Source organism: Brevibacillus fortis (genome assembly GCF_003013395.1).
GTDB lineage: Bacteria > Bacillota > Bacilli > Brevibacillales > Brevibacillaceae > Brevibacillus > Brevibacillus fortis.
The window spans coordinates 1-15,628 of the sequence record NZ_PXZM01000019.1 but is presented as its reverse complement, the minus strand read 5'-3'; the positions used below and the strand labels follow the sequence as shown (position 1 = coordinate 15,628).

11 protein-coding genes, 1 pseudogene and 1 other annotated feature are annotated in these 15,628 nt (G+C 47.8%); of the genes and pseudogenes, 11 read left to right on the top strand and 1 reads right to left on the bottom strand.

Features of this window, described 5'->3' with window-relative positions:
• The first annotated feature begins 252 nt into the window (after window positions 1–252).
• The 7 genes from C7R93_RS12515 (at window position 253) to C7R93_RS12485 (ending at window position 11,082) form a co-directional block, all read left to right on the top strand.
• Window positions 253–666 carry a nuclear transport factor 2 family protein gene (locus tag C7R93_RS12515; protein ID WP_106839119.1) on the top strand — a complete coding sequence of 138 codons (414 nt, stop codon included), beginning with the start codon at window positions 253–255 and terminating at the stop codon, window positions 664–666.
• A 37-nt stretch (window positions 667–703) separates the two neighbouring features.
• Entirely contained in the window at window positions 704–1,117 is a 414-nt protein-coding gene (locus tag C7R93_RS12510) for a nuclear transport factor 2 family protein (RefSeq protein ID WP_106839118.1), read from the top strand.
• Between the two features lie 52 nt (window positions 1,118–1,169).
• A complete protein-coding gene (locus C7R93_RS12505; RefSeq protein WP_106839117.1) occupies window positions 1,170–2,054 on the top strand; it encodes an alpha/beta fold hydrolase in 885 nt (294 codons plus the stop codon).
• A gap of 196 nt (window positions 2,055–2,250) precedes the next feature.
• On the top strand, window positions 2,251–3,861 hold the full coding sequence (locus tag C7R93_RS12500) for an acetolactate synthase large subunit (protein ID WP_106839116.1): 1,611 nt from the start codon (window positions 2,251–2,253) through the stop codon (window positions 3,859–3,861).
• A 138-nt stretch (window positions 3,862–3,999) separates the two neighbouring features.
• Complete coding sequence (locus C7R93_RS12495; protein WP_106839115.1) at window positions 4,000–4,584, top strand: TetR/AcrR family transcriptional regulator; 585 nt, start codon at window positions 4,000–4,002, stop codon at window positions 4,582–4,584.
• Window positions 4,585–4,737: 153 nt separating this feature from the next.
• Window positions 4,738–5,418, top strand: coding sequence for a queuosine precursor transporter (locus C7R93_RS12490; protein WP_106839114.1), 681 nt, complete (start codon window positions 4,738–4,740; stop codon window positions 5,416–5,418).
• Window positions 5,419–5,589: 171 nt separating this feature from the next.
• Entirely contained in the window at window positions 5,590–11,082 is a 5,493-nt protein-coding gene (locus C7R93_RS12485; protein ID WP_106839113.1) for a chitobiase/beta-hexosaminidase C-terminal domain-containing protein, read from the top strand.
• Window positions 11,083–11,136: 54 nt separating this feature from the next.
• On the opposite strand, the gene trpS is transcribed toward C7R93_RS12485, so the two are convergent.
• On the bottom strand, window positions 11,137–12,123 hold the full coding sequence (gene trpS / locus C7R93_RS12480) for a tryptophan--tRNA ligase (protein WP_106839112.1): 987 nt from the start codon (window positions 12,121–12,123) through the stop codon (window positions 11,137–11,139).
• A 231-nt stretch (window positions 12,124–12,354) separates the two neighbouring features.
• Window positions 12,355–12,632, bottom strand: a binding site (T-box leader).
• A 131-nt stretch (window positions 12,633–12,763) separates the two neighbouring features.
• Between trpS and C7R93_RS12470 the strand changes: the two genes are divergently transcribed.
• The 4 genes and pseudogenes from C7R93_RS12470 to C7R93_RS12455 all read left to right on the top strand — a co-directional run.
• Window positions 12,764–13,354 carry a TetR/AcrR family transcriptional regulator gene (locus C7R93_RS12470; RefSeq protein ID WP_106839111.1) on the top strand — a complete coding sequence of 197 codons (591 nt, stop codon included), beginning with the start codon at window positions 12,764–12,766 and terminating at the stop codon, window positions 13,352–13,354.
• Between the two features lie 15 nt (window positions 13,355–13,369).
• Window positions 13,370–13,603: a hypothetical protein gene (locus C7R93_RS12465; RefSeq protein WP_244191523.1), complete on the top strand. Its 234-nt coding sequence runs from the start codon at window positions 13,370–13,372 to the stop codon at window positions 13,601–13,603.
• 77 nt (window positions 13,604–13,680) lie between these two features.
• The gene (locus C7R93_RS12460; RefSeq protein ID WP_106839110.1) at window positions 13,681–14,991 is read left to right on the top strand and encodes a helix-turn-helix domain-containing protein; all 1,311 of its coding nucleotides are present in this window, start codon (window positions 13,681–13,683) and stop codon (window positions 14,989–14,991) included.
• Window positions 14,992–15,142: 151 nt separating this feature from the next.
• Window positions 15,143–15,628 (top strand): annotated as a pseudogene (locus C7R93_RS12455) (peptidase M4 family protein); the annotation flags it as partial.

Sequence of the window (15,628 nt, the reverse complement as noted above, 5' to 3'; positions counted from 1 at the left end):
TGTATCTTGTGTTTGTCTTTGCTACACGTTCATTATGTACGATAGTGTGGATGTATTGGTTACAGATAATCGACATAAATCCTACAAATCAGTAACAGGTAAATGTTAGGGTGCTAAGAGGTGGCTCGCTTCTTTTCAGGATTAATGGACGAGAAATTATATTTGATTTTAGACAGACCTGTCTGTATACTAAACACCAAGGAGAGCGGATGCTCCTCCACCAATATTCAACACACGAAGGGAAGATCTAGCATGAGCAAAGACATTCGACCACCGTTTACAAAGGAGTCTGCATTGGCAAAAGTGCAGTTTGCTGAGGATGCCTGGAATTCTCGCAATCCGGAGCGGGTATCTTTGGGATACTCCGTTGATTCCAATTGGCATAATCGCACAGAATTCTTTACCGGCCGAGAGGCTATCAAGACGTTTTTGACAAATAAGTGGGCTAGAGAGCTGGACTACAAACTTAAGAAGGAACTTTGGTGCTACACGGACAATCGGATTGCAGTGCGTTTTGAGTACGAATATCGTGATGCAAATACAGGTCAGTGGATGCGATGCCATGGAAATGAATACTGGGAGTTCGCCGAGGATGGTCTCATGAAGAGACGGGATATGACGGGGAATGATTTTCCTATCAAAGAGGCGGATCGTAAATTCAAATAATGGATTGAACTATAAAAAATAAAAAGGATGATAAAAAATGAGTAAAGACATTCGACCACCGTTCACACTTGAATCCGCGTTGGCAAAAGTAAAATTTGCCGAAGATGCTTGGAACTCTCGCGATCCGGAACGCGTGTCACTAGGGTATACCGTTAACTCCAACTGGCGCAACCGTACAGAGTTTTTTACAGGTCGCGAGAATATTAAAGCTTTTTTGACGAAGAAATGGGCAAGGGAGCAGGACTATAAACTCATGAAAGAGCTTTGGTGCTACACGGACAACCGGATTGCGGTTCGTTTTGAGTATGAGTACCGTGATGCAGAAACTGGTCAATGGATGAGATGCCATGGGAATGAGCTTTGGGAATATGATGAAGACGGTCTTATGAGAAGACGGGATATGAGTGGAAACGATTATCCGATTAACGAAAATGATCGGCGTTACAAATAATCCTCGGGAAATAGCAGCGTGTTCCAAAACTACCGGAAAGGAGGTGAAAACGATGACAGTATATTACAAAACAGAATTGGTGGACGGTCTCGCAATTTTTTATCGGGAGGCTGGGAATCAGGAGAATCCGACCATTTTGTTGCTCCATGGGTTTCCATCTTCTTCTCACATGTACCGCAACTTAATTGCCGAGCTCTCTGATGAATACCATATCATTGCACCTGACTATCCTGGTTTCGGTAACAGTGATCAGCCTTCTATGGCCGACTTTGCCTATACCTTCGAAAATTTGGCCGATGTTATGGACGCATTTGTCGAGCAGCTCCAATTGAAGAAATACAGTATTTATGTCCACGATTATGGGGCGCCAGTCGGATTCAGATTGGCTGTCAAACATCCAGAACGAGTCCAAGCCATTATCTCTCAAAACGGAAATGCATACGAAGAAGGCTTGCTATCTTCGTGGGCTCCCGCACGGACGTATTGGGAAAATCCGGCTGATGATGCCTCTATCAACAATGTTTTAGGTCTGCTGAAACCTGAGTTCACAAAACATCAGTATGTAAACGGGACACGCAACCCGGAAAAAATCAGCCCAGACAGTTGGAATTTGGACCAATATGTGCTGGAGCGATCTGGGAATAGCGAGATCCAGCTTGCCCTGCTCTATGATTATCAAAACAATTTGAATCAGTATCCGAGATGGCATGAGTATTTCCGGACCTACCAGCCTCCGACATTGGTTGCTTGGGGAAAAAATGATATGTTCTTTGGTCCGGATGGGGCGTTGGCTTACCAAAAAGACTTAAAAGATGTTGATGTTCATCTGCTCAATACGGGTCATTTTCCTTTGGAAGAAGATTTGGAAATCAGTGTAGCGTTAATCAAGCGATTTTTGGGTGAGCGAATAAAGGAATTGGAAAACGGCGTGCAATAACACCTGAACGGTGACCCGTGGGATGGCCCCTTTGAAAAACTGGCCCTCTTGCGGGTCCGTTCAATAACTCAATAGTCAGCATGTAACAGGCAGAAGAATCACGTGTACTCCAGTTGGATCAACAAATGAATAAAATTGGACTTTGCATACGAAAAATAGATGTAATCCACCAAAAGACTAATAATGGAGGAGCCATATGAAAGCGAGCGACCTTGTGGTGCAATGTCTGGAGGCTGAGGGAGTTGAGTACGTTTTCGGCATCCCGGGTGAAGAGAGTATTGATCTTATCGACTCCTTATCGCGGTCATCGATTCAATTTGTAGTTACGCGGCACGAACAAGGGGCAGCCTTTATGGCAGATGTGTATGGTCGACTCACGGGAAAACCCGGCGTGTGTCTCGCTACGTTGGGGCCTGGCGCGACGAATCTGATTACAGGTGTGGCTAATGCTCACTTGGACCGCTCGCCATTGATTGCCATTACCGGTCAGACAGATCGTAGCCGGCTGCACAAAGAATCACATCAAAATATAGATACGATACAATTATACAAAGGAATTACAAAATACAATCAGCAGATTGCATCCGCGCACACAATTCCAGAGATCATCCGTAAGGCGTTTGATCTGGCAACAACCGACAGTTTTGGTGCCGTGCATCTGCAGCTGCCTGTAGATGTTGCTCGGGATACGGTAGTCGGCTCACCACTTCCCATTGGAAGAAAAGCAAAAGTTTGTCCCGACGAGTCATCGCTGCACACAGCCGCACAGTTAATCATGGAGGCAAAGAGACCAATCATTCTTGTAGGCAACGGTGCGGTTCGTAGTCGAGCTGGGAAAGAAATTCGACAATTAGTAGAGAAAGCGAATTTGCCATTGGTCAATACTTTTATGGCCAAAGGTTTTCTGCCTTTCGATCACCCGCTGAATCTGTTCACAGTCGGCGGTAGTTTCGACCCTGATGGTTTGCTTCCTCTGCATGAAGCAGATTTGGTAATCGCTATTGGATTTGATTTTGTTGAATTTGATTCGAAATTCTGGAACGAGGATAAATCGCGTAAAGTACTGAGTATTAATACCACCTACGCTGAAACGGATGCTCATTTTCCCGTTGAATTGGACCTTGTGGGTGATTTGCGAGAAACGATTAAGGCATTATCGAACCTGTTAAATCGGAGACCTGAACCTGTAGACTATGAGAAGATTCGTGTACGTAGAATGAAGAAGTTGCGGGCTATCCCATCGGAACAGGAGCTGCCGCACACGGTGATGTGGACCTTAAGCCAAAAGCTGCCGAAGGAAAGCATCGTGATTTCTGATGTCGGCTTGCATAAAATCTGGGTATCATTCTGGTACCAGCCAAAACTTCCAGGGCAAACGATTATTTTCAACGGTCTTGCATCAATGGGAGCATCGCTGCCTGGCGCTTTGGCAAGCTGCTTGGTCAAGCCAAACTGTCCTGTTGTTATCATAACGGGAGACGGTGGCTTTCTAATGAATGCTCAGGAGCTCGAGACCGCAAAGCGCTTGGGTCTGAGCTTTACTATCATCATCTTTAATGACCAGCGGTATAGCTTAATAGAGAAGCACCAGTGCAATGCCAATCTAGCGGTTACACAGATTTCTTTTACCAATCCGGATTTTAACCTTTTTGCCCAAAGCTTTGGAGTTGCATACAGGCGTGTTACAAATACAGAGGAGTTTCCTCAAGCTCTTACAGAGGCATTAGATAGTGGAGAACTGAATTTAATGGAGATCGTTATAAGGAACCCAAAAAAAGAGATAAAAAGAAAAAAGCCGAAAAATTAAATTTGAAATTATATATACTTGTCTGTATAGTAATGTCGAGTAAACCAAATAATGAGTGACTTCATTTTAGAACAATTAGGATTTGCTCGACGTCAAACGATGACAACCTTCGCGTTCATTAATGGAGGAGGAGAAGGCATGAGACAAAGAAAAAAAGAGCAAATACTGGATGTTGCCTCATCCTTGTTTTATAAACAAGGAATTACTGCTACGGGGGTCGATCAAGTTGTAGCAGAATCCGGAGTAGCCAAAATGACGCTGTATAACAACTTTCCTACTAAAGAGCATTTGGTGATAGCTTATCTTGAGACAAGAGATGCCCTTTGGAGAAACTGGTTCGAAACTACAGTTTATAAGAAGGAAGTTACCCCGTCGGAGCGTTTGGTTGCTCTATTTGATACATTAGAAGAATGGTTCTCGCAACCTGACTTTCGTGGGTGTTCCTTCATAAATACGGCTGCAGAATTTAATGAGCCTACTCATTCGTTTCATCAAGTATCTTTAAGGCATAAATCATTATTAAAAAATTTTATCAAAAAACTTGTTCAAGAAGCTGGAGTACGGGAGGAAGAAGAACTAACCAATGCGTTGTATCTTTTGATAGAAGGCAGCATTGTTACTGCAATGATCGAGGGAAATCACGAAGCAGTTCATCATGCTCGCAGAACGGCTCAGAAGCTCGTAAGTATCTTTCTAAAAGAAGCAAGGCGTGATACCCATTGATAAGACCATCGCCCTTAGTGATGGCTTTTTTGCTATGGGAGCATACTTGCATTCATTGTTGATAAAATAAGAAAATGCAAGTAAAATGATTGGATGCCCAAAACGGGCCGCGGTTCGTAAACTCCCGCGTTATCAAAACTAGGAGGAAATCATATGTTTAATTTTTGGATCGGAGTGCTTTTTGCTCTGGTGAACTTCGGGCTGTTCCTGCTCTGCTACCGATTGTTCGGCAGAATGGGACTGTATGCGTGGATTGGGATGGCGACTGTACTGGCCAACATCCAGGTGGTCAAAACAATCGAGATGTTTGGCTTGGTCATGACGCTCGGCAATACGATTTATGCTTCTATTTACTTGGTAAGCGATCTATTGAACGAGAAGTATGGGGAAAGAGAAGCGAAAAAAGCCGTATGGTTCGGCTTCTTTACCTTAATTGCGGCAACGATCATCATGCAGCTCGTACTGGTGTTTGAACCACAGGAAACAGATATTGCCCAAGGTTCCTTGCAGACGATTTTTGGCTTGATGCCAAAAGTGGCATTGGGTAGCTTGTGTGCGTATTTTGTCAGCCAATTTGTCGACGTGAAAATCTATTCGTGGTTGAAGAAAAAATGTCCAGGCCGCAATCAGCTCTGGATTCGCAATAATGGAAGCACGCTATTCAGCCAGCTGCTCGATTCGGTTACCTTTTGTACGATTGCCTTTTTGGGTGAATTCCCGATGGACGTATGGTGGCAAATCCTGTTGACTACCTACCTGATCAAATTTGTCGTATCGGCTGCTTCGACGCCGTTTCTTTATATCGCACGCAATATGAAAGTGGACGAAAGCTAATTGACAAAAACACAGAAAAACCGCCAAGGACGATGGAGCTTGGCGGTTTTTGTTTTTACAAGTTTAGAAGGATTATACAAACTTTACATCAAATTCACATAAGGTTCAGGTTATACGTTTACCATTTTATAGTAGTTACTTCTGATTGATATGGGGAGGAATGATGCGAGGATGTTGAAAAAAAGAAGAAGCTCTTCCAGATGGCCGAAGCTGGCTCTAATAGCCACGGTCATGATGGGAACAGTTTTACCGACCGGGTGGATGCCACAGGCAAAAGCCGCGCGGGCTGATCATGTGGTGATCAGCGAGGTGTATGGGGGTGGGGGGAACTCAGGTGCCCTGTACAAGAATGACTTCATTGAGCTGTATAACCCGACGGACACTGCGGTTTCGGTTGGTGGGTGGTCCGTTCAGTATGCTTCGGCTGATGGAACAAAATGGGCTAAGACAGAGTTGACTGGAAATATAGCCCCCTATGGATTTTATTTGGTTCAGCTAGCATCATCGGGATCAACAGGGGGAGAACTACCTACTCCTGACGATGCGGGCTCTCTGAACTTGTCAGGGTCAAAAGGGAAGGTTGCACTGGTCAGTGATGGTGTCGACCTAACAGGAACAGATGTCACCTCCCAAGCAAGTGTCGTGGATATGGTCGGCTTTGGTACTGCGAATTCATCTGAGGGCAATTCACCCGCACCAGCTCCCTCGAATACGACCAGCGCTCAACGCATAAGTGACGCTAGCGGTATCGTACCGAACGGCGGAAATGGTTGGGATACGAACAACAACGGCAACGATTTTATCACCGGAGCACCTACCCCGAAAAACACGCAAAGCCCAGTAGAACCACCGCTACCAACAGACGTGACCGAAAAGCCGAACGCTACAGAACTTATTTTTGATCATACTGATCCTATCCAAGCAACAATTCGCGGCTATGTCGGTCAAGGGCGGACTATTAAGGTTTATGCGAGTCAGCCTACAGGAACAGGTAGCAACACTCCTTTGGCACAGCAAGATTCGGATGCTTCCGGACAAATCGAGCTGACTTTTGTCAATCCCGATCCAAGTACGCAGGGAGTTTATCTCACCGCAACGGAAGGGAGTAAGAAGGAGAGTGCCGGCATCGAGCTGAGACCTGCTGTTGCCAGCCCGGCTTTGATACAGGAAAAAGTCAGCCTGCAAGCGGTGAACGGTGTGGGCGAGCTGCGAGGAGAAGCAGGAGCAGCAGTAGCGAATGCGATATTGCGCGCATACGATCCGCAAAAACAACCGCTAATGCTTAGTAACAAAGAAACAGGAACGACACAGGCAAACGGGTCATTTTCCTTTACGATTCCAAACATCGATCAGTTGGATCATATTCTCGTAACACATCAAATAGCTGGGGAATACGGCAAGTTGTTTGAGAGTGCGGAAGTTAGCGTTACCAAGTCAGCGGTAGGTTCGGCTACCATTGCAGAGGCAAGAAACACCCCGGTTGGAACAAATGTCAGTGTTGTCGGAACGGTGACTGCGATGTTTGAAGCGGGCGGAGAAAACAACGTGTATTTCCAAGATGATACGGCGGGGCTCGTACTTCGTGCGCCAGGGCTGACTGGCAAAATTGAAGTAGGAGACAAGATTCGCGCTACCGGAAAAATGAATGACTATTACGGTTTGGCTCAACTCGAAGCGCTCACCAATAATGTGGAAATCGTGCAAAAGCAAGCGGGTGTGCCTAGCCCGCAAGTTGTGACTTCTACTGATTTTGCGGCTGCTACAGGAGAGGCTTTGGAAGGCAAGCTGGTGACGGTAAAAGTGGTTACTGTCAAATCGGCATCGAGCGGCAATTACACGCTGGAGGATCAGCACGGTACGTTTGTGTCTCGTCCTGATGCCACTCTTCCGCTCCCATTGAACAAGAGCTATGCTGCTATTACAGGCGTGGTGAACTACGATCGCAATGTATACAAGCTGGTGCCCCGCACTGTCGCTGATCTCGTAGAGGACGAGAATAAAGTCCCGATGGTTACAGCGAGCCCAGCAGGTCCTATGGTGACACAGGGAACAAAAGTAACACTCTCAACGACGCTGACAGATGCCGTGATCTTCTATACGACAGATGGTTCGACACCGAGCAGGCAAAGCGCGAAGTATACGACACCGATCCAGATTGATGCGGATACAACCGTTTCAGCCGTAGCCGTCAAGGATGGTTATACAGACAGCAATGTAGCGACCTTCCCCTACGTGATTCAAAAAGAAAACATTCGCATTCATGACATTCAAGGAACATCGCACCGATCACCGATGGCGGATGGAACGGTGACGAATGTTCCAGGAATCGTAACATCGATCGTCAGAGGTAGTAACGGTGTACAAGGCTTTTATATGCAAGACCCACAACCGGACGCAGATCCATTTACTTCGGAAGGTATATACGTTTACGAGCCAAAAGCATCAGTCAATCCAGGAGATGAAGTAACAGTTAGTGGTATCGTCAAGGAATACGTACCTTCGAACAGGGCAGGAACAGACCTCACCCAGACTCAGATTGATGCGACCTTGCCCCCTGTAGTCAAGCAAGGCCAGTCACCCCTAGTCCCACTCATCCTAGGCAAAGACAACTACGAATACCCGAAAGGGATCATCGACAACGACAGTCTCGGCAAATTTGACCCAGACCAAGACGGCATCGACTTCTGGGAAAGTCTCGAAGGCATGCTGGTGCAGATCGACAATCCAATCGTGGTTGGCGAAACCAAGACGTTTACCAATCCACGCGCAACGGAATTCGTGGTCATCGATGATCGAGCCCATCCGAATCAGCCACGTACGCCAGCCGGCGGAGTTGTGCTCGAAGCCAATGATTTTCACCCTGAGCGCATCACCGTATCTGACAAACTCGAAAAGATTACCGGAGAGGTAAAAGTCGGCGACAAATTTGCTGATCCGCTAGTAGGCATCATTGACTACAGCTTTGCGAACTACAAGCTGTTCCATACACTGCCAGTTAAGGTACAGGCGAGCCATTATGAGCCGCCAGTGACGAGTATTTCCCCAAAAGAGGACAAACTGACAATTGCGACGTACAACATCGAGAATTTCTCGGCAAATACTGATTCCGCCAAAATCAATCGCATCGCCGAGACAATCGTGGACAACATGAAGGGGCCGGATATTATCGGTGTGGTGGAAATGCAGGACGATAATGGACCGACAGACAATGGACAAACGGATGCTACGCAGTCTGCGGACGCATTGATCAAAGCAATCGAAAACAAAAATGGTCCGACTTACCGATATACCGATATCGCGCCACAGAACAATCAAGATGGTGGACAGCCTGGAGGAAACATCCGTGTCGGTTTCTTCTACAACCCACAACGAGTACAGCTGGCAGAAGGAACGGCAGGAGGTGCAACAGATGCGGTGCAAATCGAGACCCGAGATGGTAAGGCGCATCTCTCACACAATCCAGGGCGTGTAGATCCGACCAACGAGGCGTTTGCTTCGAGCCGTAAGCCGCTGGCAGCGGAATTCATTTTCCAAGGCGAGCCTGTCATTGTCATCGCTAACCATTTCAACTCCAAGGGTGGAGATCAAGCGCTGTTTGGAAAAGATCAGCCGCCACAGCTAGTGAGCGAAGTACAACGCATGAAAATTGCTCGTGTGTTAAATAACTTTGTAAAAGAAATCCATGAGGCGGAAGCGAAAGCAAATGTTGTCGTACTGGGCGATCTCAACGACTTCCCGTTTTCGAATCCGGTGCAGAAATTGGCAGATGGCGTCTTGACCAATATGGTGGAGAAGCTGCCGAAGGGTGAGCAGTATACGTACGTGTACCAAGGGAACTCCCAAGTCTTGGATCAAATTTTGGTCAGCAACCATTTAAAGGATGACACGAAGGTTGATATCGTTCACATCAACGCTGGCTTGACCGAGAGCGAGGGACGTGTGAGTGATCATAATCCTGTCCTTGTACAGCTGGACTTGAAGGATCGTGGCACGCCGGAAAAAACAGCACAAGAAGTGGCAGAAAGCATCATGCAGCTCACACAGCCAGCAGCGGGTGAGACGCGCTTGAGGCTGCCAGAAGGACCTACAGGCTTTACCATCGGGATCAAGTCGTCAAGTGATCCAGCGGTCATTGCGCTGGACGGCAAAATTTCGCCGCCAAATCGCCAGACGAATGTAGATCTGGTGCTGGAGGTCACACGAACATCAGATCAATCGACAGCAGTGACCAAAGCATTTACCGTGCAGGTTCCAGCCAAGCCGGATTCAACACCACCAGTTACACCGCCGGACAGAACACCAACCCCGGACTCGCAGCGAGATTTGAACAAGGAAGCAGCTCGAACCATCTCCGCAAGTAACGAGGAGAATGCCATTTTAGGACAGGTGGATCAAGTACTCAGCAATCTGGCAAAACTTCTGGATGCGGAGCAGTGGACGCCGACTGAGAAATGGGAAACAGTCACCCATACGATCACGACTGTCCTTGAGGCAGTGGCTGAGCAGGCCGAGCGAGGAACCATCAGCGAAGAGGCATTCCAAGACGTGACGAAGAGCTTTTTGGACAAAGCATTTGACCCTCTTACAGAAGATGGCATCGAGGATGAAGAGCTTGCCCGCCTGGCACTTGCCTCCTTGACGAGCTTGGCGAAAACAGCACTGGAGCCGCTCGATGAAAAGAATATTTCCAAAGAGGTTGCCAAGCATGTCCGTACACTGGCGGAAGAGCTTTTGAAAAAGCTTGGTACTGTCGTCATTGAAGATGGGGATGAGATCAAGGCAGCTGACGAACAAGTAGATGAACTTCTGGAAATACTCGGGGAATTCATGAAAGCAATCGAGTCTGTGAAAGAAAAGATCGGTTTTGCTCCAGTGCTGTTCGTTCAGGTGAAAGAAAGCGATGACGATTCGATCAACACGCGTTCTCGCAAGGAGGAATCTGCTGATCCGACCGTGACCTTGGAACAGAAGCTGGTTGAACAATTGAAGAAAAAAGAGGTCGGAATCCGCGTAACCTTGGACAGCGAAGTATGGGTAGAGGTGCCTAGCGCATACTTTTCCGCTCAGCGTGCAAGAGAGTTTGCGCTCTCCTTGACAGAAGCAAATGGGAACGGGTGGAAAGGTGTGCCGAATCCTGGCGAAGCCTATCAATTGCAAGTGTGGAGCAACGGCAAAAAAGTGACAAGCCTCGGCAAAACAGGCTTTACACTCGCGTTGCCAGTCGCCGATGACGCCAGCGAAAAGCTCCAAGCCTACTCGTATCGGAGCAATATGTGGCGAGCGGCTACAGGACTCAAGGGAAAAGCGATCCAAGTGACAAAAGAAGACGAGGTAGGAATCTTTACAGTAGTGACCTCCGCATCGTATGTCGTTGGTGAGACTGCCCTGAGAAGGCTAGAGGTCAAACCGAATTCACTCAAGCTAGCGCAGGGTGAGGAGGCACAGCTCGAAATTACGGCGATTCTCGGTAACGATGCGGAAGAAGACGTTACCGAAGCTGAGGGTATCGAGTTCACATCAAGCAAGCCCGAACAGGTAGAGGTTGATGAGACTGGGCGTATTCTTGTCTTGGATGATGCCGAACCAAGGACAAGAGTGACCATCACGATCAGCTACGCTGGCAAAACAGCCAAGGTAACTGTCACGGTTAAGAGCAAGGACTAAAGGAAAACGGGTTGGGAGAAAGCTTCCCAGCCCGTTTTTTGTTGTGGCAATGGATTAGAGACGCGCCATACCCATCACTTTTTCAACCTTGTACAGCATCTCGTTCGCGACTTTGTTCGCTTTCTCTGCCCCAGCAGTCAGGATATCATCCAGTTCGGAGGAGTGGAATAGCTGTTCGAAGCGTTCTTGGATCGGACGGAGTGTTTCTACGACAACTTCAGCCAGCTCGGTTTTGAATGCGCCGTAGCCTTTACCTTCGTACATCGCTTCAATTTCTTCCAGTGATTTGCCGGAGCAGAGCGAGTAGATGGTCATGAGGTTAGAGACGGCAGGCTTTTCTGCTTTGTCATAACGCACAACGCTGTCAGAATCCGTTTGCGCCCGCTTGATTTTTTTCGTGATGGTGTCTGCATCATCCAGCATGGAGATGAAGGCGCCTTGGTTTGGATCGGATTTGCTCATTTTCTTGGTGCCTTCAGCAAGAGACATGATGCGTGCGCCAGTCTCCGGCAGACGAACTTCTGGAATGGTGAAAATGTCGCCGTAGCGATTGTTGAAACGAGCGGCCAAATCACGAGTCAGCTCCAGATGCTGTTTCTGGTCCTCGCCCACAGGGACGAAATCAGTGCCGTACAGCAAAATATCAGCGGCCATCAATGGAGGATACGCCAACAGACCACCTGGAATGGATTCGCCGCGTCCATCAGATTTGTCCTTGAACTGGGTCATACGCTCCAATTCACCCAAGTAAGAGGTACACAGCATGATCCAGCCGAGCTTGGCATGGGCAGGTACTTCTGATTGGACGAACAGCGTCATTTTGTTCGGATCGAGGCCAACGGACAAATAAAGAGCCGCGAGACGACGGATGTTTTCGCGCAGAACGGCAGGCTCCTGTGGAACGGTGATCGCATGCTGGTCTACGATGCAGTAAAAGCAGTTGAACTGATCTTGAAGCGGAACGAAGTGTTTCATCGCGCCCAAGTAGTTGCCGAGTGTCAAAATGCCGCTCGGTTGAATGCCGGAAAAGATGGTTTTCATGGGAAAGCAGCTCCTTTCAATCGTGAAATATGAATTCAAAAAGTCGACTTTTCAGCACCGAGAAAATGGCGAGAAGCTGAAGAAGGAGGAGCGGAATGTAGGGGACCTACATGAGCACCGGACTTCGAAGGTGAACGCCATTTTCGATGCCGAATAAGCTTTCAGGACTACTTCGTGATCAAAAGTCGATTTTTTGAATGTCCGCATATACAAAAAGGTCCATCCGCCCTGGACAGGGACGAATGAACCGTGGTGCCACCCTTGTTATTTCACGTACGGAATCATCCATACGCAAAATCTCTTTAATCCGTACCGTTTCTGTGCAAAACAGCTTGATACGGTGTCCATTGTAACGTACGGACGTAACGCCAAAGCCTACTGCCGCCATGAGAGCGGGTTCGGGTTGGAGCTCGGAAGCCCATTCATCATTTCCTTAACACTGATTCGCACCAACCATCAGCTCTCTGAAGTCTCGAAAAATGACTACTCTTCTTCCTCATTGCCATCAAATGATACCCTTTGAGCAAACATTTTACGCACTGTCGGAGGAAAAAGCAAGTGGGTCTTGACAAGAAAATCCAAAAGTTGTAAAAATAACTCAATAGTTACATAACTGATGAGTTATTTTTGGGGTGAGAAAATGACCAATGACAAATTGTCAAAAGGGGAGTTGAGTCGCAGTCGGTTGCTTACGGCGGCAGCTTCTGAGTTTGCGGCAAAAGGCTTTCATCGCACACGGGTGAGTGACATCGTGAAAGCAGCAGGACTGACTCAGGCGTCGTTTTATCAGTATTTTGACAGCAAGGAAGGCTTGTACCAGCAACTGACGGATACATTCGTCACCAAGCTGTGGGAATTGGCGGACAGCGGTCAAAAGGTAACGGCCTTGACGAAGGCAGATGTCTTCCGGCAGGTACGGGAAAACCTGCTCGCCTTGTTCCGATTTTTTCAGGAGGAGCCTGACTTGACCCGGATCGTTCTGTATCAGGCAGAAGAGGGCGAAGAGCTGCATCGTAAGCTGGCTTCGATTGTTGCTGTCAACTTGCGACAAAATCAGACTGCTGGTCACGTCCATGTTGAGTTGTCTGTGGAGGTAGCGGCAGAAGCAATGATCGCAGTCGTAGACCGTATGACGTCGCGGTATTTGCTGACGGGCGAAAGAACAGCGGAGCAGCTTGCAGACGATGCCGTATCTTTTTTGGCATATGGAATTTTGCAGGCAAACGAATAGGAAGAGGGTGCTTGTATGCTGAAGCCTTCGCTGTCGATGAACACGGCACAATTTGCCGTCGCAGTCTCTTGTATTTTCGCGGTTTTATCGGCAGCGGTCATCCTGACTGTCACGACACTTTCGGCTGGAACGTACCTCCCGTCTTTTCTGGTTTGTCTGCTGGTCGTTTATTTGGAGCACGTTACCATACAGTTTGTTGATCATCCCTGTTTTGTACGTGGCACACCGGATTGGGGAGGCAGCAGGTAAAGTGATCCCCCGATGAGAAAAAGAGAGGGAGTATGTTATCCTTGTAGGAAGAGATTGGTGTGAAAGAGGGAGTTTAGTTGAAGCTGCGACTAGGCGTAATAGGCGCGGATGATTCACTTGCCATCATCGAATCAGTCATGCGAGAGTTTCCCGAAATTGAATACTTGCCGATCGTCTATTGGAAAGAAGAAGAGATCCTCGATCTGATTTCGCCGCATGTGGATGAGGTTGATATGTGGCTTTTCTCCGGACAGGTCCCTTATGCCATGGTGAGCGAGTCAGGCAAGGTCCAAGTGCCGATGGCTTATGTGCCTCATCTCGGTGCGAGCTTGTACAGAACCTTGCTTCACCTGTCCCATCAATTGGGTATCCGGGTGGATGAAGTGAGCTTTGATACATTTTCTCCAGAAGAACTGGAGCATTTTATGGACGAAGCGGGTATCGCTGGTGGCTACAAATGTCTCAAGCATTACGAGGGAGCGATCTCAGCCGATGAATTGGCTGATTACCACGAACAGCTTTGGAAGGCAGGCAAGACAAAGGCGGCTGTCACCTGCTTGCGGACAGCAGAGGTAGAGCTGGGGCGGCGAGGTGTCCCTGTACATCGGGTTGTGCCGACACGCGCAGGGGTGATTTCTGTCATTCACATGCTTTTGCGAACGCATGAAATGCTTCACTTCAAAGATACCCAAATTGCCGTGCAGATGATGGAGATCGACCCATTTCGCGAGCTTGCCGGTGGCAACTTTTCCACAGATGAATGGCAAAATGCCGAGATCAAGACGATGGAAAAGCTGTTGCGCTACGCGAAGCATTTGCAAGGCTCACTGAAGACAGCAGGTCCCGGGCGCTACGTCATTTTTACAACGCGGGGTAACCTGCAAGAAGTGACCCGTGACTATGAGACCATGCCGGATTTGGAAGAGCTGTTTGGCATTCGCGCTGATCTGGTGACGTGCGGAATCGGGATCGGCAAGACCGCTTATGAAGCAGAAATCCATGGTGGTGCGGCTTTGCTGCACGCCAAAGAGCGCGGGACAGGCAACTGGATGGTCTTCTTTGATGACAAAAGCGTCGTCGGGCCGCTTGGTCGTGCTGAACAGATCACTTATCGGTACGACTCAGAAAAGCTGCAAGAGCTCAGTCAGCTTACCTCTCTCAGTGTCATGACGCTCGCGAAGCTCCACTCCATACTCAAAAAGCGAGGCTCTCAGGAAATTCATGCGACAGAATTAGCCTCGTATCTGCAAATTCTTCCACGAAGTGCCAGACGCATACTGATTGAACTGGAGTCAAAGGGACTCGCGCAGGTGATCAGGGAAGAAAGCCCGCACCCGCGTGGCAGACCGCGCAAGGTGTATCGGATCGTATGGCAATCGCAATTGTAATAAATTTACCAATTAATCATTTCTTTCGGGAAATGATTTTTTTGTCGTTAAAAAATTGTTCTCAAATTCACATTTATGACAAATAATAAGAGATGTAAACAACTATGAACTTACATAAAAAACAATATTTTCCAAGGAGGAGTTAACAAGTATGAAAAAATCGGTTTTTGCAGTAACACTCAGCTTCGCATTAGGTAGTTCTACATTCCTGCCGCTAGCTGCGCAGGCCGAATCCGAAAGCATCGTATATAGCGCTGAGTGGGATACCCCCGAATTTATTGGAGAAGAGTTCGAAGCAGAAGAGCTGGATGGCGAAGAAAAAGTTTGGGGATTCCTGGAGCAACATCAAGATTCCTTCCGCATTGATGGAGATGTGAGAGACCACTTCAAAGTGCTTGATGAAGTGACTGACAAAGAGACAGACATGACTCACTACCGCGTACAAGAAATGTACGAGGGCATCCCAGTCTATGGTTATCAGCAGACGGTTCACGTAAACGAGGATGGGAATGTAACGGCATTTCTCGGTAACTACGCACCTGACTTGTCAAACAATGATAAGCTGACGAAAAAACCAAAACTCAAGTCAGATAAAGCGGTAAAAGAAGCCATCAAGGATTTGGAGGATGAGATTGAC

Excerpts from the sequence above, each read along its gene's own strand:
- C7R93_RS12505 (WP_106839117.1), top strand. The coding sequence starts at position 1,170 with ATGACAGTATATTACAAAACAGAATTGGTGGACGGTCTCGCAATTTTT.
- C7R93_RS12510 (WP_106839118.1), top strand. The coding sequence starts at position 704 with ATGAGTAAAGACATTCGACCACCGTTCACACTTGAATCCGCGTTGGCA.
- C7R93_RS12500 (WP_106839116.1), top strand. The coding sequence starts at position 2,251 with ATGAAAGCGAGCGACCTTGTGGTGCAATGTCTGGAGGCTGAGGGAGTT.
- C7R93_RS12515 (WP_106839119.1), top strand. The coding sequence starts at position 253 with ATGAGCAAAGACATTCGACCACCGTTTACAAAGGAGTCTGCATTGGCA.
- C7R93_RS12490 (WP_106839114.1), top strand. The coding sequence starts at position 4,738 with ATGTTTAATTTTTGGATCGGAGTGCTTTTTGCTCTGGTGAACTTCGGG.
- trpS (WP_106839112.1), bottom strand. The coding sequence starts at position 12,123 with ATGAAAACCATCTTTTCCGGCATTCAACCGAGCGGCATTTTGACACTC.
- C7R93_RS12495 (WP_106839115.1), top strand. The coding sequence starts at position 4,000 with ATGAGACAAAGAAAAAAAGAGCAAATACTGGATGTTGCCTCATCCTTG.
- C7R93_RS12465 (WP_244191523.1), top strand. The coding sequence starts at position 13,370 with ATGCTGAAGCCTTCGCTGTCGATGAACACGGCACAATTTGCCGTCGCA.
- C7R93_RS12485 (WP_106839113.1), top strand. The coding sequence starts at position 5,590 with ATGTTGAAAAAAAGAAGAAGCTCTTCCAGATGGCCGAAGCTGGCTCTA.
- C7R93_RS12470 (WP_106839111.1), top strand. The coding sequence starts at position 12,764 with ATGACCAATGACAAATTGTCAAAAGGGGAGTTGAGTCGCAGTCGGTTG.